The 17,510-nt window shown below is 61.7% G+C and carries 15 protein-coding genes; 3 read left to right on the top strand and 12 right to left on the bottom strand.

The genetic code is table 11. The features are described from left to right. Positions 1–178 precede the first annotated feature (178 nt). The 5 genes from HBR94_RS10900 to HBR94_RS10880 form a co-directional block, all read right to left on the bottom strand. Positions 179–955 carry a hypothetical protein gene (locus HBR94_RS10900; RefSeq protein WP_170044769.1) on the bottom strand — a complete coding sequence of 259 codons (777 nt, stop codon included), beginning with the start codon at positions 953–955 and terminating at the stop codon, positions 179–181. Positions 956–1,260: 305 nt separating this feature from the next. Beyond that, on the bottom strand, positions 1,261–2,007 hold the full coding sequence (tcyN, locus tag HBR94_RS10895; RefSeq protein ID WP_057437038.1) for an L-cystine ABC transporter ATP-binding protein TcyN: 747 nt from the start codon (positions 2,005–2,007) through the stop codon (positions 1,261–1,263). 3 nt (positions 2,008–2,010) lie between these two features. After that, positions 2,011–2,676 (bottom strand): cystine ABC transporter permease, encoded by a 666-nt coding sequence (gene tcyL / locus HBR94_RS10890; RefSeq protein ID WP_032884921.1) that lies wholly within the window; start codon positions 2,674–2,676, stop codon positions 2,011–2,013. Then, entirely contained in the window at positions 2,676–3,470 is a 795-nt protein-coding gene (tcyJ, locus tag HBR94_RS10885) for a cystine ABC transporter substrate-binding protein (RefSeq protein WP_057437040.1), read from the bottom strand. Before tcyJ ends, tcyL begins: the two co-directional genes overlap by 1 nt. A gap of 177 nt (positions 3,471–3,647) precedes the next feature. Further along, a complete protein-coding gene (locus tag HBR94_RS10880; protein WP_057437042.1) occupies positions 3,648–4,640 on the bottom strand; it encodes a D-cysteine desulfhydrase in 993 nt (330 codons plus the stop codon). Between the two features lie 166 nt (positions 4,641–4,806). On the opposite strand from HBR94_RS10880, the gene epsC reads away from it, so the two are divergent. Both epsC and betT read left to right on the top strand, forming a co-directional pair. Further along, entirely contained in the window at positions 4,807–5,733 is a 927-nt protein-coding gene (gene epsC / locus HBR94_RS10875; protein WP_057957992.1) for a serine O-acetyltransferase EpsC, read from the top strand. Between the two features lie 392 nt (positions 5,734–6,125). After that, positions 6,126–8,090 (top strand): choline transporter BetT, encoded by a 1,965-nt coding sequence (gene betT / locus HBR94_RS10870; RefSeq protein WP_162947780.1) that lies wholly within the window; start codon positions 6,126–6,128, stop codon positions 8,088–8,090. 49 nt (positions 8,091–8,139) lie between these two features. Here betT and tauD read toward each other — a convergent pair whose 3' ends face one another. The 7 genes from tauD to HBR94_RS10835 all read right to left on the bottom strand — a co-directional run bounded on the left by tauD (position 8,140) and on the right by HBR94_RS10835 (position 16,349). Further along, entirely contained in the window at positions 8,140–8,976 is an 837-nt protein-coding gene (tauD, locus tag HBR94_RS10865; RefSeq protein WP_128593826.1) for a taurine dioxygenase, read from the bottom strand. A gap of 12 nt (positions 8,977–8,988) precedes the next feature. Beyond that, the gene (tauC, locus tag HBR94_RS10860) at positions 8,989–9,816 is read right to left on the bottom strand and encodes a taurine ABC transporter permease TauC (protein ID WP_128593827.1); all 828 of its coding nucleotides are present in this window, start codon (positions 9,814–9,816) and stop codon (positions 8,989–8,991) included. Continuing rightward, the gene (gene tauB / locus HBR94_RS10855; protein ID WP_170044768.1) at positions 9,813–10,592 is read right to left on the bottom strand and encodes a taurine ABC transporter ATP-binding subunit; all 780 of its coding nucleotides are present in this window, start codon (positions 10,590–10,592) and stop codon (positions 9,813–9,815) included. The genes tauC and tauB overlap by 4 nt, the downstream gene beginning before the upstream one ends. Before the next feature lie 16 nt (positions 10,593–10,608). Further along, positions 10,609–11,586, bottom strand: a complete 978-nt coding sequence (gene tauA, locus HBR94_RS10850) for a taurine ABC transporter substrate-binding protein (RefSeq protein WP_169990609.1) — start codon at positions 11,584–11,586, stop codon at positions 10,609–10,611. A gap of 244 nt (positions 11,587–11,830) precedes the next feature. After that, on the bottom strand, positions 11,831–13,414 hold the full coding sequence (gene gshA, locus HBR94_RS10845) for a glutamate--cysteine ligase (protein WP_169990608.1): 1,584 nt from the start codon (positions 13,412–13,414) through the stop codon (positions 11,831–11,833). Positions 13,415–13,629: 215 nt separating this feature from the next. Beyond that, on the bottom strand, positions 13,630–14,013 hold the full coding sequence (locus tag HBR94_RS10840; protein WP_057437056.1) for a PaaI family thioesterase: 384 nt from the start codon (positions 14,011–14,013) through the stop codon (positions 13,630–13,632). Then, the gene (locus HBR94_RS10835) at positions 14,013–16,349 is read right to left on the bottom strand and encodes a Tex family protein (RefSeq protein WP_115127153.1); all 2,337 of its coding nucleotides are present in this window, start codon (positions 16,347–16,349) and stop codon (positions 14,013–14,015) included. The genes HBR94_RS10840 and HBR94_RS10835 overlap by 1 nt, the downstream gene beginning before the upstream one ends. A 334-nt stretch (positions 16,350–16,683) precedes the next feature. Between HBR94_RS10835 and ompR the strand changes: the two genes are divergently transcribed. Then, entirely contained in the window at positions 16,684–17,424 is a 741-nt protein-coding gene (ompR, locus tag HBR94_RS10830; RefSeq protein ID WP_032856582.1) for a two-component system response regulator OmpR, read from the top strand. The last annotated feature ends 86 nt before the right edge of the window (positions 17,425–17,510 follow it).

Here is a 17,510-nt window from a genome sequence, read left to right as displayed (position 1 = left end):
GCCCCTGCGTGGCGACCCGTGATGCCCTGGCGTTGTGCACCGGGGTAATGTTGACCATACCTACCTCACATCCGTGGAAAAGCTAAAAATCAGGAATGTCCGGTGGTCCGGTGCATATACCCTAAGCGTGTTTATTTTTTAAATAAACTAACTTTTAGGAATATGCATAGAAGGTCTGTCACCCCGGTTCGCACGGCGAGCCAGGACGTCGGGGCTGGTACACCGACAAAGCATCGGCTGCGCCTGTGGCGTTGGCCTGGGCGATGCTCACGATGCGCCCGGGTGCCCAGCGCGAGTTGTTGCCCACGCGGTCGATCACGCAGTAGGTGACCTCCTGGCGGGCATCGTCCCCGGCCTCCAGGATCAGCGCCGAAGGCACCCAGACCTGCACCGGGCGCCCCACCTCGGCGGCCTGGATCTGGGGCAGGTCCAGGCGCGCATCGCCCCAGCGCAGAGTGATTGCATCACCAGCGGCCATGTTCAGGTAGGGCTCGATGGTCAACGGCACGCCCCGGCGGATCTGGCTGGGGTTGACGCCATGGCGGCGGATGGTTTCGGGCAGGGCGACGGGGGCCAGGTTCTGGTTTTCTTCGGCACACAGCACTGAAGGCTGCCCACCCGGGCAAGCGGTCTTGACCTGCACCCGGGTAATCATGGAGCGCGCCGGGCCGCGCCCCACTTGCATGACCCGGTAATGAATGCGTGCAGCACCGTTTTGCACAAAGCTTTCGGGCACCCGCAGATGGCTGGTCAAGCCGATATCGGCGGCGCCTACACGCTTGGAGGCGGCAAAGCAGTTGTTCCAGAACAACTCGATCAAGTCGCCCTTGCCCATGTCCGGGTAGGGGGCGATATCGACCTGCAAATGAGTGGCGGCCTGCGCGTTGATACCTTGTTTATGAGCTTGGGGTACTGTCGGCGCGGCGAGCATGGTCAGGGGGGTGATGTGCGTCATAAATAATCTCCTTGATGCAGCCAGCAGCGATCGTTCCGAACCTCAGGCGTGGGGTTCGAAAGGAACGATTTTTTTGAAAAGCCAGGATGGGATCCAATCCTTTGAGCCCTAGATAAGAGGGTTGGCCAGGGGGCGTCAATGGCGGCAAAAGGCTAAACGGCGGGTTTGGGATTATTCAGAAGGGTCTTACTGGAGGGTGTTATTAAAGGGGGTTTTGACAGGCACTTTGCCGAATGAATACGGGGATTTTTCCGAAAGTCACAAACCTTGTAGGCGCCGGCAAGCCGGCTCCTACAGGGGGTGGGTCAGTGGGTGAGGAATTTGCTGAGGAACTGCCGGGTGCGTTCTTCCCTGGGGTTGGCAAACAGCGCCTTGGCTTCGCCTTGCTCGACGATCACACCCTTGTCGAAGAAGATCACCCGGTTGGCCACGTCACGGGCAAAGCTCATTTCGTGGGTGACGATGACCATGGTGCGTTTCTCTTCGGCGAGGCTGCGGATGGTCGCCAGGACTTCGCCTACCAACTCCGGGTCGAGGGCCGAGGTCGGTTCATCGAACAGGATCACTTCCGGCTCCATCGCCAAGGCTCGGGCAATGGCCACCCGTTGTTGCTGGCCACCGGACAGGCGCCGGGGGTAGGCGTCTTCCTTGCCCGCCAGGCCAACCTTGGCCAGCAGTGCGCGACCGAGGCGGTCAGCGGCTTCGCGTGGCATCTTCTTGACCACCAGCGGGCCTTCGATGACGTTCTCCAGGGCGGTGCGATGGGGGAACAAGTTAAAGCCCTGGAACACAAAACCCACATGCTGGCGCAGGCGCCGCACCAGGCCTTGTTGCTGGTTGAGCGGGCGGCTGCCGTCGATCTCGATGTCGCCGACCTTGATCCGGCCACTGGTGGGTTCTTCGAGGAAATTCAGGCAGCGCAGGAAGGTGGTCTTGCCCGAGCCGCTGGGGCCAATGATGGCGACAACTTCGCCTTCCTGGACCTCCAGGTCGATCCCGTTGAGCACCACCTGACCCTTGAATTGTTTGGTCAGTTTTTCAACCACGATCATGCTTCAAGACTCCAGGTCATGCCGGTTGACCCGGTCTTCCAGGCGATTCTGAAAATGCGCCAGGATGCTGGCCAGAACCCAGTAGATCAGGGCTGCGGACAGGTACATGGTGAAAATTTCAAAGGTGCGTGCCGATACCAGTTGGGCCTGGCGGAACAGCTCGGGCACCTGGATGGTGGCGGCCAGCGCCGTGTCTTTTACCAGCGAAATAAAGCTGTTGCCCAGGGGCGGCAGGGCCGTGCGCATCGCCTGCGGCAGGATGGCCCGGCGCAAGGTCTGTGCGCGGGTCATGCCGATACTGGCGGCAGCTTCCCACTGGCCACGCTCGATGGAGGCGATGGCGGCGCGCAGGATTTCACAGGCATAGGCCGCCATGTTCAGCGAGAAGCCGATCATCGCTGCCGGGATCGGATCCAGCTCGATGCCCACCTGCGGCAAGCCGTAGTAGATCAAGAACAGCTGCACCAGCAACGGCGTGCCGCGAAAGAACGAGACGTAGACCCTGGCCGTCCAGCTCAAGAGCTTGAAGCGCGACAGGCGCATCAAGGCCAGGCCGAAGCCCAGCAGCAAGCCGAAAAACATCCCGCCGAGGCTGAGAATCACCGTGTAGTACGCGCCCTTGAGCAGAAAGGGCGCGGAATCGAGCGCGAGTTGGAAACCTGCTTCCATTATTGGGTGACGTCAGCGTTGAAGTATTTCTCGGACAGCTTCTTCAAAGTGCCGTCGGCGCGCAGTTTGTCGAGGGCCTGGTTGACCGCTTCAAGCAGCTCAGGCTCGCCTTTGCGCAGGGCAATCCCGGCTTCCTGGCGGGAGAAGGCTTCACCGGCAGCGGCGGTGTCCTTGGCTTTTTTCGCATATTCGAGGGCTGCCAGGCGGTCGATCAGAATCGCGTCGATACGGCCGATGCGCAGGTCCTGGAATTTGGTGGGGTCGTCGTTATAGGTCTTGATGATGGCTTTGGGCTGGTTGTCCTTGAGCCATTGTTCGTAGTTGGTGCCAAGGCCCACCCCGACTTTCTTGCCGGCCAGGTCGTCGGCGGTCTTGATGGTGTCGACGTTTTTCGCCAGGGTCAGCGCCTGGATCCCGGAGACGGTGTAGGGCTTGGAGAAATCGTATTTTTTCTTGCGCTCTTCGGAGATCGTCACCTGGTTGACCACTGCGTCGAGGCGCTTGGATTCCAGGGCGGCGAGGATGCCGTCCCACGGGGTAGCCTGCAGCTTGACCTTGACCCCCAACTCCTTGGCCAGGGCTTCGGACAGCTCGGCTTCAAAGCCACTGAGCTTGCCGTTTTCATCGACGAAACTGAACGGTGGGTAGGTGCCTTCCAGGCCGATTTTGATCTCGCCGGCTTTCTTGATGTTGCCCAGTTGCTCGCCGGCAACTGCCTGGCCCAGCAAGCCGGCGCCAAGCGCCAGGCCCAATGTGCCAACCAGCAACGTGCGACGCAGTACAGAAATAGTCATGACAAGCCCCTGTGTTTTTTATGGTGAGCGAAGCAGGTGACGCAGTGGTCGTATCCTGCCCTAAAAACGCGGTGTGTGGGAGCGCGACTATAGGGCGAGTTTGAAAGCGTTAAAAATAATATAAATTAAATTTTATATTCCATTTTTGCATATGAAGTAGAGATTCAATGTGTCCAATCAGAACACTGAGTCATAGGCAAACAACGCCGGCGCGCCGCCGGTGTGCAGGAAGATGATCGGCCCTTCAGCGAAGGCCTGGCGACCGATACCGTCGAGCAACCCGGCCATGGCCTTGCCGGTGTAGACCGGGTCCAGCAACAGGCCTTCCTGGCTTGCCAGCAGCTTGATTGCCGCCAGGGTGCCGGCGTTGGGTTCGCCGTAGCGCGGGGCGAAGTATTCGTCCCATAAAATCACGTTGAAGGCGTCGGGTACCGCCACCCCCAGCAACTGCGCCGTGCGCTCGGCCAGGCCTTGAACCTTGGGCCGTTGCGCTTCGTCGGTGCGCGACACGGTGACGCCAATCACCGGCAAGTCCGGCAGCACTTCACTCAACGCCAGGGCCAGGCCGCTGTGGGTGCCGGCGCTGCCGGAGGCCAGGACCACTGCCGCGAACTGCAGGCCGCTGTCTTCGATCTGCCCGGCCAGTTCCAGCCCGGCCCGCACATAACCCAGGGCGCCCAGGGCGTTGGAGCCGCCAATGGGCACTATGTAGGGGTTTTTGCCGTTGCTGCGCAGGCGTTCGGCCAGGGCGTTGAGTTGCTCGTCGGCGTTGTCCAGGTTTTCGACCAATTCGACCTTGGCGTCGAACAACTCGACCAACAGGCGGTTGCCGTTGCCCAGGTAGTTGGGGTCGTCGGTGCCCGTGGGATTTTCCAGCAGGGCGACACAGCCCAGGCCCAGCTTGGCGGCGAGGGCTGCGGTCTGGCGCACATGGTTGGACTGGATCGCGCCGGCGGTGATCAACGTGTCGGCGCCTTGGGCCAGGGCATCGGCGGCGAGGTATTCGAGCTTGCGCAGCTTGTTGCCGCCCATGGCCAGCGGCGTGGTGTCATCGCGCTTGATGTAGATATCACGGCCCAGCCAGGTCGACAGTCGTTCGAGTTTTTCCAGGGCGGTGGCGCCGCCCAGCAGGTTCAGACGATTAAAACGGTCGAGCTGTTGTTTGATCATGGTTACGCACGGGTAATAGAAGATGGGGGGGACTATAGGCAGGGCTTTTTGCCGGGGCAACCGCCAGATGCTTATGCCAAAGTGTTATTAGCATCGCACCATTGGTTCTTAAGGGCCGCCCGGTTGCATACCGTAAAGTGTGGCCATTACCTCAGGAGGGAATACCGTGAGTGAGCGTTCCAGTCATTGGCAGTTACAGACCATCGTCAGCCAGTTGCGCGGCGCCCGGGATCAGTGGCGTACCCGCAATGGGCGGGTCAGCGGCGAACAGGGCGGTCGCGAGTTACCGTCGCGCGAGGCCGTGGCGCAAATTCTTGAAGCGCTGTGCGGTGCGCTGTTCCCGATGCGCCTGGGCCCGGTGGATCTGCGTGAGGAAAGTGAGGACTTCTACGTCGGCCATACCCTGGATGTGGCGCTCAACGCCTTGCTCGCCCAGGCCCGCCTGGAGTTGCGCTATGCCGCGCGCCAGGGCGGCAATGCCGATAAGGAAGTCGATGCACTGGCCATCCGCTTGATCCAGGACTTTGCCCTGGCTTTGCCGGCGCTGCGCAGTTTGTTGGACACCGATGTGCTGGCGGCCTATCACGGGGATCCGGCTGCACGCACGGTGGATGAGGTGCTGCTGTGCTATCCGGGCATCCTCGCGGTGATCCACCATCGCCTGGCCCACCATTTGTATCGCGCCGGGCTGCCTCTGCTCGCGCGGATCAGCGCGGAAATCGCGCATTCGGCCACTGGCATCGACATTCACCCAGGCGCGCAGATCGGCCCGAGCTTCTTTATCGACCACGGCACGGGTGTGGTGATTGGCGAAACGGCGATCATTGGCGAGCGGGTGCGTATCTATCAGGCGGTGACCCTGGGCGCCAAGCGTTTCCCGGCGGATGAAGATGGGCAGTTGCAGAAGGGCCATCCACGCCACCCGATTGTCGAGGACGATGTGGTGATCTACGCCGGGGCGACGATCCTGGGGCGAATCACCATCGGCAAGGGTTCGACCATTGGCGGCAACGTGTGGCTGACCCGCAGCGTGCCGGCGGGGGCGAATATCACGCAGGCGAACTTGCAGCATGATGACGGGACGCAGAAGTAGCGACGACCTGATGGGGGAGCGGGCTTGCCCGCGATGACGGTAGGCCAGTCAAATACCTCTAACCTGACACTCCGTTATCGCGGGCAAGCCCGCTCCCACAGGGGATGGCATTTCAATTTAGGCAAGCAATCGCTGAACGTTTTACCTTTCCCACACGTCATACCCTTCCTTGAGCTAGTGTAGGAATTACCTACCACTCAGCCCTGCGATTAGTCCCAGACCGCCTATCCATGTTTAACTTGAACGTTCGTTCAAGTTAAACCGGTGGTTCGCTGCCCGCTCACAACAGGAGGCTTACCTTTGCTGAGTCCGTTTTATACAGCCACATCCAATACCCTCGAGGTGCACCGTTCATGAGTGCATCGTCTGTTCCTTCAAGCGGCCAGGTGCGTATGAATGCACCGGTGTTTTACTTCGCCGCCAGCTTCATCCTGCTGTTTGGTGTCACCGTAATCGCGATCCCCGAGCAGGCCGGCGCCTGGTTGCTGGCCGCGCAAAACTGGGCGGCCAATACGGTCGGCTGGTACTACATGCTGGCGATGACCCTGTATCTGGTCTTCGTGGTGGTCACCGCGTTGTCTGGCTACGGCAAGATCAAACTCGGTGCCGACCACGACGAGCCCGAATTCAGTTACCTGTCCTGGGCCGGCATGCTGTTTGCCGCCGGGATCAGCATCACGCTGTTTTTCTTCTGCGTCTCGGAACCCTTGACCCACCTGGTGCAACCGCCTCAGGGCGAGGCCTTGAACGCCGACGCGGCGCGCCAGGCCATGCAGGTGCTGTTTCTGCATTGGGGCCTGCATGGCTGGGGCGTCTTTGCGTTCGTCGGCATGGCCCTGGCGTACTTCGCCTACCGGCATAACCTGCCGCTGGCCTTGCGTTCGGCGCTGTACCCGCTGATCGGCAAGCGCATCAATGGCCCCATCGGCTATGCGGTGGATGGCTTCGGCATCATCGCCACGGTGTTCGGCCTGGGCGCGGACATGGGTTTTGGGGTGTTGCACCTCAACTCGGGCCTGGACTACCTGTTCGGCATCGCCCACACCCAATGGATCCAGGTCGGCCTGATCACCCTGATGATGGGCGCGGCGATCCTGGTCGCAGTGGCCGGTGTCGACAAGGGTGTGCGGGTCATGTCCGACATCAACATGCTGCTGGCCTGTGCGCTGCTGCTGTTTGTGTTGTTCGCCGGGCCCACCCAGCATTTGCTCAACACCCTGATCCAGAACATCGGTGACTACCTTGGCGCACTGCCGACCAAGAGTTTTGACGTCTACGCCTACAACGAGCCCAGCGATTGGCTCGGCGGCTGGACCGTGTTTTATTGGGCCTGGTGGATCGCATGGTCGCCGTTCGTGGGCCTGTTTATCGCACGCATTTCCCGTGGCCGGACCATCCGCGAATTTGTCTTCGGCGTGCTCCTGATCCCCCTGGGTTTCACCCTGGCCTGGATGTCGATCTTCGGCAACAGTGCGATTGACCAGGTGCTCAACCACGGCATGGCGGCGCTGGGGCAGTCGGCCATCGACAACCCGTCGATGAGCCTGTACCTGCTGCTGGAAACCTATCCATGGAGCAAGACTGTCATCGCGGTCACGGTGTTTATCAGTTTTGTGTTCTTTGTCACCTCGGCCGACTCCGGCACCGTGGTGCTGTCGACCCTGTCGTCCAAGGGCGGCAATGCCGATGAAGACGGGCCGAAGTGGCTGCGGGTGTTCTGGGGCGCCATGACCGCGCTGGTGACCAGCGCCTTGCTGTTCGCCGGTAGCATTGACTCGCTCAAGTCGGCGGTGGTGCTGACGTCGTTACCGTTCTCGTTGATCCTGCTGTTGATGATGTGGGGGCTGCACAAGGCGTTCTACCTCGAATCGCAGAAGCAGATCGCCCGGATGCATTCCCTGGCACCCGTCTCGGCGGCCTCCCGCAGGGGCCGTGGCGGCTGGCGCCAGCGCCTGAGCCAGGCGGTGCATTTCCCGTCGCGCGATGAGGTGTACCGCTTCCTCGAAACCACGGTACGCCCGGCGATTGAAGAAGTGACGGCAGTGTTTGTCGAGAAGGGCCTGAATGTCGTCACCCAGCCTGACCCGTCCAACGACAGTGTCAGCCTGGAAATCGGCCACGGCGAAGAGCGCCCGTTTGTCTATCAGGTGCAGATGCGCGGCTACTTCACGCCGTCCTTTGCCCTCGGTGGCCTGGGCTCGAAGGCAATCAACAACCGTCGCTACTACCGCGCGGAAGTGCACTTGAGCGAAGGCAGCCAGGATTACGACCTGGTGGGCTACACCAAGGAGCAGATCATCAACGACATCCTTGACCAGTACGAACGGCACTTGCAGTTCCTGCATCTGGTCCGCTGATGCAACCTTTGTAGGCGCCGGCTTGCCGGCGCCTACAGGGCGTGTCGGATCAGAACGGCACATCACCCAGAATCGTCGCCCGATGCATCACACGCCGCTGTGGCCGATAGTCGTCCACGGCGTAGTGCTGCGTCACGCGGTTGTCCCAGAAGGCCACGTCGTTGGCTTGCCAGCGCCAGCGCAGGGTGAATTCCGGGCGAGTGGCGTGGGCGAACAACAGCTTGAGGATGACTTCGCTTTCGGCCGGCTCCAGTTCGTTGATCTTGCTGGTGAAACCCTCACTGACAAACAGCGATTTACGCCCGCTGACCGGGTGGGTGCGGATCACCGGGTGGGACAGGGGCGGGTTCTTTTTGCGCGCTTCTTCCCAGCGGGCCAGGTCTTGGGCGGTGTTGCCGTAACGTTCCTGAGGGAACGAGCGGGTGAAGTCATGGGTTGCCGTCAGGCCGGTCAAAAAAACCTTCATCGGTTCCGACAGTGCCTCGTAGGCCGCAATACCGCTGGCCCACAAAGTGTCACCGCCAAAGGCCGGCAGCAGCTTGGCGCTGAGCACCGCGCCCAGGGCCGGGGTGGGCAGGAAGGTCACGTCGGTGTGCCAGATGGCATTGTCGCGCACGTCGGTGACGGCGGTGTCGAGCACCAGCACTTCGGGCTGCTCGGGCACGTTGGGGTAGATCGGATGAATGTGCAGGTCACCGAAATTCGCCGCGAAGCGCGCTTGCTGCTGCGGGGTGATCGGCTGGTCGCGAAAGAACAGCACCGAATGCTGGAGCAGCGCGCGCTCGATGGCGTCGCGCTGTTCGAGGTTCAGCGCCTGGGTGATATCGACGCCACTGATCTGGGCGCCCAGGGCGGTGCTTAAGGGGGTAACGGTCAGGTGGCTCATGTTGTTCTCTTCCTAGTGGGCCTGGCCATGCCAAGGCACCCATTTACGCTGCAGGGCGCGTAGGCCCATTTCCATGGCAAAGGCGATCAGCGCGATCACCAGGATGCCCAGTACCACCACGTCGGTGACCAAAAATTGCGCGGCCGACTGCACCATGAACCCCAGGCCGCTGGTGGCGGCGATCAACTCGGCAGCCACCAGGGTCGACCAACCGACACCCAGGCCGATGCGCACGCCGGTAAGGATATCGGGCAGGGCGCTGGGCAAGATCACATGGCGGATCAACTGCGCCCGCGTGGCGCCCAGGGACTGCGCTGCGCGCAATTTGGCCGGGTCGACCGTGCGCACGCCGGTGGCGGTGGCGATGGCAATCGGGGCGAAGATCGCCAGGTAGATCAGCAACACCTTGGACAGCTCACCGATGCCGCACCAGATCACGATCAAGGGCAGGTAGGCCAGCGGCGGGATCGGCCTGTAAAACTCGATCAGCGGGTCGAGAATGCCGCGGGCGATGCGGTTGGCGCCGATGGCAATGCCGATCGGCACGGCGGTCAGCACTGCAAAGCCCAGGCCCAGGCCGATACGGCCAAGGCTGGCACCCAGGTGCTGCCAGAGGGTGGAGTCCATATAGCCGCTGGTCGCCAGCAGCCAGCCCTTTTGCAGCACGGCAGACGGAGGCGGCAGGAACAGCGGCTCGATCAGCCCGCTGGCGGTCACGGCCCACCACAGCACCAGCAGCGCACCCAGGGTCAGCCCGCTGATCCAGCGTGTGCTCAGGTTGCGGCGCAGCGCCGGGGTGGCTGGGCTGACGGCGGTGGCCGGGATTTCATAACTGCTCATGCGGACTCCTGCCGTTGCGAGAACACTTTGCTCAGCACGTGTTCGCGGGTTTCGATAAACCGGGGGTCGGACTTGATCGCACGGGCCGACTCACCGGCCGCGTAACGCTGGCCAAAGTCCAGGCTCAGGCGCTCGACGATTTGCCCGGGGTTGGGCGCCAGCAGAATCAGGTCGGTGGCGAGGAACACCGCTTCTTCGATGTCATGGGTGATCAGGAATACCGGCTTGGCCGTGCGCCGCCAGACTTGTAGCAGCAGCTCCTGCATCTGTTCACGGGTGAAGGCATCGAGGGCGCCGAAAGGTTCGTCCATCAGCAGCACCCGTGGGTCGGCAGCCAGGGCGCGGGCCAGGCCGACGCGTTGTTTCTGCCCGCCAGACAGCTGCCAGATGCGCCGGCTGTCAAAGCCGGCCAGGTCCACCAGGGCAAGCATTTCCCGGGCGCGGACCTGCCGCTGGGCCTTGGGCACACCGGCCAGCTCCAGGCCGAAGCCGACATTGGCCAGCACGTCTTGCCAGGGCAGCAGGGCGTCGTCCTGGAACACCACGCCACGCTCGGCACTCGGGCCTTGCACGGGCACGCCATCGAGGGTGATGCGTCCGGCGCTGGGTTCGACGAAGCCGGCAATCAGGTTCAACAGCGAAGTCTTGCCACTGCCGGAAGGGCCGAGGGCCACCAGCAATTGCTGGGGGCCGAGGGTCAGGGAAATATCCGCCAGCACGGGCGTGGTTGCGCCTGGGTACTGTGCGCTGATGCGCTCCAGCTGTAGCAAGGCCATCGCGATGAACTCCTGATCAGTTAGTGATGAACTTGGCGCTGACGTAAGGGGCGTAGTCCGGCAGCACGGCCTCGACCTTGCCTTGTTCCTTGAGGAACGCGGCGGTATCGGTCACGGCCTTGGTGGTCGGGGCGCCAAGTAGCGTCACTTGGTCGGCGGCCAGTGGGTAGACGTTGCCTTGCAGCAGCAGCGGGATATCACTGGCCTTGGCGCCGGAGAGCCTCACCAGTTTGTCGACGTTGCCCTTATCGGCCAGCCAGGCTTGTGGGTCTTTACGGTATTGGGCGTAGGCATCAAGGGTGACTTTGGCAAAGGCGCTGACAATTTCCGGGTGCTTCTCGGCAAAGTCCTTACGCACGATCCAGGCATCGAAGGTCGGCGCGCCGAACTTGGCCAGTTCGCCCGAGGTGATCAGCACCTTGCCGTTTTCCTTGGCCACACCCAGGGCCGGATCCCAGACATAAGTGGCGTCGATATCGCCACGCTTCCAGGCGGCGATGATGGCCGGCGGGGCGAGGTTGAGTACGGTGACTTTCGACGGGTCGATGTTCCAGTGCTTGAGCGCGGCCAACAGGCTGTAGTGGCCGGTGGAAACAAACGGCACGGCGATTTTCTTGCCGATCAGGTCCTGCGGGCTGTTGATCCCGGAACCGTTGCGCGCCACCAGGGCTTCGGCGCCACCGATCTGGGTGGCGACGAGGAAGGTCTGCACCGGCACTTTGCGGGTGATGGCTGCGGTCAGCGGGCTGGAACCGAGGTAGCCGATCTGCACATCGCCGGACGCGATGGCGGCGATGATATCGGCGCCATTGTCGAATTTGCGCCAGTCGATAGTGGCGTTCGTGGCTTTTTCATAAGCGCCGTCGGCCTGGGCGACTTTGGCCGGGTCAACGGTGGTCTGGTAGGCGATGGTCACGTCGGCCGCCTGGGCAAACAGGCTGGCGCCGGCCAGGGACAGGGCCGCCAGGAGGCGTAAAGGGGAAGGTCGTAGCATGGAGAGACTCCTCATCAGGCGGCCAGACGTTGGCGTGTGAGGAGACTAAATGATCTAAGAATCCGAAAATAAATAACCTTTTCGAATTAGCTTATGAGGAGAAAAGTGCAAACAGAGCTTCAGGGCCATGAAATTAATGGGGGAGCTGGCTTGCCTGCGATAGCGGTATAACAGCCGACATCTTATTTGGATGTGACGGCCTCATCGCAGGTAAGCCAGCTCCCACTGGGGGCATCGGATGGCGTCAGTTACTGATCGCCAGGATGCTCGCCTGGTACGCCCCGACAAACACGTCGAAATCGCCCACTTCGTTCTGCTCCAGCTCCGCCTGTTGCGCCAGCGATGTACGCGCCAGCTCTTCAAAACGCGCCTGCTCGTCTGCCGGCAACGGTTCGCTACGGAAGTACTCGGCATGCACTTCGCTCTGACGCAGGGAGAACTGCGCAAAGCTTTCCTTGCGCTCCTGCATGGCGGCCAACACTTGGGCCGACGGGGTCAGGGACGAATCCTGGATCTTCGCCAACTGGGCATCCAGTGCCAGGCTGTGTTCGCTGATGCCCTGGCTCTGGTCCAGCAGAGCAGCCAGCGGGGCGATTTTCTCCAGCAGTTCGGCGGCCCATTCCTTCATTTCCACCGCCTGGCCGCGACGCTGCAATTGCAGCCCCGGACGCCGGCCTTCCTTGACCACACTGAGGAAGTTCGACGTGGCATTGCCGCACTCGTTGTTTTCGAACAGCGGGCTGTCGTCCAATGCGCAGTACAGCAGGAACGCGTCGAGGAAGCGCGACTCCGGCAGGTCGATGCCCATCGGCAGGAACGGGTTGATGTCCAGGCAGCGCACTTCGATGTACTGGATGCCACGGGCCATCAGCGCCTGGATCGGCCGTTCGCCGGTGTAGGTCACGCGTTTGGGGCGGATATTGGAGTAGTACTCGTTTTCGATCTGCAGGATGTTGGTGTTGAGCTGTACCCACTCACCATCCTTATGGGTGCCGACTTCGACGTAGGGCGCGTAGGGCGTTGCCACCGCTTCGCGCAGGCTGTCGGTGTAGCTGGCCAGATCGTTATAGCAAGGGGTCAGGCCGGCCTGGGCGTTGCTCTGGTAACCCAGATCGCTCATGCGCAGGCTGGTGGCATAGGGCAGGTACAGGGTGTCGGCATCGAACTGTTCCAGCTGGTGGGAACGCCCGCGCAGGAAACCCGCATCCAGGGCTGGCGAGGCACCGAACAGATACATCAGCAGCCAGCTGTAGCGGCGGAAGTTACGGATCAGCGCGATATAGGCCGTGGACTGGTAGTCACGGTCGGTGCCCACGAAGCCTTCGGCTTCCTTGAGCAACGGCCACAGCTCTTCCGGCAGGGAGAAGTTGTAGTGGATACCGGCGATGCACTGCATGGTCTTGCCGTAGCGCAGGGCCAGGCCCTTGCGATACACGTACTTGAGCTGTCCGATGTTGGAGGTGCCGTAGTAGGCAATCGGAATATCTTCCTCGGCCGGCAACGGGCACGGCATCGATGGACTCCACAGGTACTCGTTGCCGAGCTTGCTGTAGGCAAAACGATGAATTTTGTCGAGGCTGCGCAGGGTATCTGCCGGGTTGGGCAGTGCCGGCGTGATGAACTCCAGCAGCGACTCGGAATAGTCGGTGGTGATCGACTCATGGGTCAATGCGGCGCCCAGGGCCTCTGGATGCGGCGTTTGAGCCAGGCGGCCTTCGCCGGTGACACGCAGGCATTCTCGCTCGATGCCGTGCAGGCAGTGCTCAAGCAAAGAGAGGTGTTCGCGCTTGCCGAGCAGAGCCAGGCGGCGGTTGAGAAGTTCGCTCAAGTTGGATTCCTTCACGCGTCAGTCGCCCCAATATGGGGGTGGGCAAGACGGTCTACAAGGGTGAAGTTAAAACTGGCGTTATCGCCTGGTTTTCGAGCCGGAACAACCTGCTCTGAAAGTGCCGACTTCATTCCCTGAATTTGGCTATCGCGCAGGAAGAAAATTCCGACGCTGTTTTCGCAGCGCCGAAATTAACCCAAATTGATGACAGGGAGCTATAGGACAGCGAAGGTGCCTTGTGCTTTTGCGACGAGTCTTTCGTCCTGATACACCTCGGCCTCGACCACCAGCGTGCGCCGGCCGGGGTGGATGACCCGGGCGGTGCACAGCACGTCACCGTCGGACACGGCACGGATGTAGTTGATTTTGCACTCGATGGTCGCGCTCTGCTGGTCAAAACCGTGGGAGCTGGAACAGGCCAGCCCCATGGCAATGTCCACCAGGCTGAAAATCGCCCCGCCATGGAGCTTGCCCGCGCGGTTGCGCAATTGTGGCTCCAGGCTCAGGGCAACCTCGGCAACGCCTTGGTCCAGGCGTTGCAGGCGGCAGCCGAGCAGCTCGCTGAAGGCGCTGTGGGTCAAGCCGGCTGGCAGCTCCATCAGCGCTTTTTCAACTGCTTGGCGTTGGCGAACAGCGAAGCCATGGCGTTATTGGCCGGGGCTGCGGTGGTGGCTTCCTTACGCGGTGCAGTGTTTTCCGAACGGTTTTGCGACTGGCGCGGTGCTGAACCCGGGCGTGCGCCACGGGCACCGTCGATTTTCTCGCCGGGGGTATCGCTCATGCGCATCGACAGGCCCACGCGTTTGCGCGGGATATCCACTTCCATGACCTTGACCTTGACCACATCCCCGGCCTTCACCGCCTCACGCGGATCCTTGATGAACTTCTCCGAAAGCGCGGAAATATGCACCAAACCGTCCTGATGCACACCGATATCCACAAATGCGCCGAAGTTGGTCACGTTGGTCACCACGCCTTCGAGAATCATCCCCAGTTGCAAGTCCTTGAGGTCTTCGACGCCTTCCTGGAACTCGGCGGTCTTGAACTCCGGACGCGGGTCGCGGCCCGGTTTTTCCAGTTCTTGCAGGATGTCGGTGATGGTCGGCACACCGAAGGTCTCGTCGGTGTACTTCTTCGGATCCAGGCGCTTGAGGAACGCGGCGTCGCCGATCAGCGAGCGGATATCGCGGTCGGTTTCAGCGGCGATGCGCTGTACCAGCGGATAGGCTTCCGGGTGGACTGCCGAGGCGTCGAGCGGGTTGTCACCGTTCATCACGCGCAGGAAGCCGGCGGCCTGTTCGAAGGTTTTTTCGCCAAGGCGTGCGACTTTTTTCAGCGCCGCTCGGGTCTTGAACGCGCCGTTTTCATCGCGATGGGTGACGATATTCTGCGCCAGGGTGGAGTTGAGGCCGGAAATCCGCGCCAGCAGGGCGACCGAGGCAGTGTTGACGTCGACGCCGACCTTGTTCACACAGTCTTCCACCACTGCATCCAGGCCGCGCGCCAGTTTCAGCTGCGACACGTCGTGCTGGTACTGGCCGACGCCAATGGATTTAGGGTCGATCTTCACCAGCTCGGCCAGTGGATCCTGCAGGCGGCGTGCGATGGACACCGCGCCACGGATCGACACGTCGAGGTCCGGGAATTCCTTGGAGGCCAGTTCCGACGCCGAGTACACCGAAGCGCCCGCCTCGGAGACCATGACCTTGGTCATTTTCATGCCTGGGTATTTTTTGATCAGCTCCAGGGCCAGCTTGTCGGTTTCGCGGCTGGCGGTGCCGTTGCCGATGGCAATCAGGTCTACCGCATGCTTGGCGCACAGGGCGGCGAGGATGGCGATGGTCTGGTCCCACTTGTTGTGCGGCACGTGCGGGTACACGGTGGCGTGGTCCAGCAGCTTGCCGGTGGCGTCGACGACGGCGACCTTGCAACCGGTGCGCAGGCCCGGGTCCAGGCCCAGGGTTGCGCGCGGGCCGGCCGGAGCGGCCAGCAGCAGGTCGTGCAGGTTGTGGGCGAATACGTTGATCGCCTCGGTCTCGGCGCCGTCGCGCAGCTCGCCCAGCAGGTCGGTTTCCAGGTGGGTGTAGAGCTTGACCTTCCAGGTCCAGCGCACGACTTCACTGAGCCATTTATCCGCAGGACGATTCTGATTCTGGATGCCGAATTGTTGGCCGATCATGCCTTCGCACGGGTGCATGGTGCCCGGCAGTTCGTCGCCGACCTTCAGCGCGGAGCTGAGAATGCCTTCGTTGCGGCCGCGGAAAATGGCGAGGGCGCGGTGGGACGGCATGCTTTTCAGTGGTTCGTCGTGCTCGAAGTAATCGCGGAACTTGGCGCCTTCTTCCTCTTTGCCAGCGATCACACGGGCGCTGAGAGTGGCTTCCTGTTTCAGGTAGTTACGCAATTTTTCCAGCAGGTTGGCGTCTTCGGCGAAACGCTCCATGAGGATGTACTTGGCGCCTTCGAGGGCGGCCTTGACGTCGGCCACGCCTTTTTCGCCATCGACAAAGCGCGCGGCTTCGGTTTCCGGGGTCAGGGACGGGTCGTTGAACAGACCGTCGGCCAGCTCGCCGAGGCCGGCTTCCAGGGCGATCTGGCCCTTGGTGCGGCGCTTCTGCTTGTACGGCAGGTACAAGTCTTCGAGGCGGGTCTTGGTGTCGGCGAGCTTGATATCGCGTTCGAGTTGCGGGGTCAGCTTGCCCTGCTCCTGGATGCTGGCGAGAATGCTGACACGCCGTTCGTCGAGTTCTCGCAGGTAGCGCAGGCGCTCTTCCAGATGCCGCAGCTGGATATCATCGAGGCTGCCGGTCACTTCTTTACGGTAACGGGCGATGAAGGGCACGGTGGAGCCTTCATCCAGTAGAGCGACGGCCGCTTCGACCTGTTGTGGGCGTACACCGAGTTCCTCGGCGATGCGGCTGTTGATGCTGTCCATAAAACCACCTGAAATTCTTGAAAGCAGTGCGCAGGCCCGGAAAACAAGGCTCTGCGCGGCTGGTTGAGCGGCCCGACTGGCGCCGCTGCCTGGGTCAAGAGGCAGCCTATTGACCCTCGAAATCGAAAAAGTCACGACAAGCAGATGAAAAAACACCAGGCCGGCCACGGTATTGCCCGGCACTGAGGCGCGGCATTATAACCAGCGATCCGTTCTTGGGGGGATTGCGCCAGGCGCCGGCGCACTGGTGGTTGGAGAAAAATCTGCTAACAATGCGTACCGTGCGTATAACGGCAGCTAAGCCATAATGCGCGCCAGATAAGAGGAGCATCCAATGAGCAGCACTGCACAAACTGCTGAAGGCGAAAAAATTCTCATCGTTGATGACGATCCGGGGCTGAGCAGCCTGCTGGAGCGGTTCTTCACCTCCAAGGGCTACCGTGCCCGCGCGGTGCCGAACACCGAGCAGATGGACCGCCTGCTCGGGCGCGAAGTCTTCAACCTGGTCGTGCTCGACCTGATGTTGCCCGGCGAAGACGGCCTGACCGCCTGCAAGCGCCTGCGCAGCACCAACAACCAGATCCCGATCATCATGCTGACCGCCAAGGGCGATGAGCTGAGCCGTATCAAGGGTCTGGAACTGGGCGCCGACGACTACCTGGCCAAGCCATTCAACCCCGACGAGCTGATGGCGCGGGTCAAGGCCGTATTGCGTCGCCAGGCGGCTCCCGTACCGGGCGCGCCAGGCAGCGAAGATGAAAGCGTGACCTTTGGTGACTACGAGCTGTCGCTGGCTACCCGTGAGCTCAAGCGTGGCGAAGAAGTCCACATGCTCACCACGGGCGAATTCGCGGTGCTCAAGGCGCTGGTGATGAACGCTCGCCAACCGCTGACCCGTGACAAGCTGATGAACCTGGCCCGTGGTCGTGAATGGGACGCCCTGGAGCGCTCCATCGATGTGCAGATTTCCCGTCTGCGCCGGATGATCGAGCCGGATCCGTCCAAGCCGCGTTATATCCAGACAGTGTGGGGCGTGGGTTACGTGTTTGTGCCGGATGGCACGGCAACCAAGTAATCGATGATTTGCACATGCGGGTATTCCGGAGTTCGATCCCAAGGGGTCGGCCGGATGCCCGGCGTCTGCAATTCTGCGAGCGTGGC

Origin of the sequence: Pseudomonas sp. WS 5412, assembly GCF_012985615.1 — a bacterium.
Lineage (GTDB): Bacteria > Pseudomonadota > Gammaproteobacteria > Pseudomonadales > Pseudomonadaceae > Aquipseudomonas > Aquipseudomonas shahriarae.
Note: the sequence above shows the minus strand (reverse complement) of the source record. Positions and strands in the feature narration are given on the sequence as shown.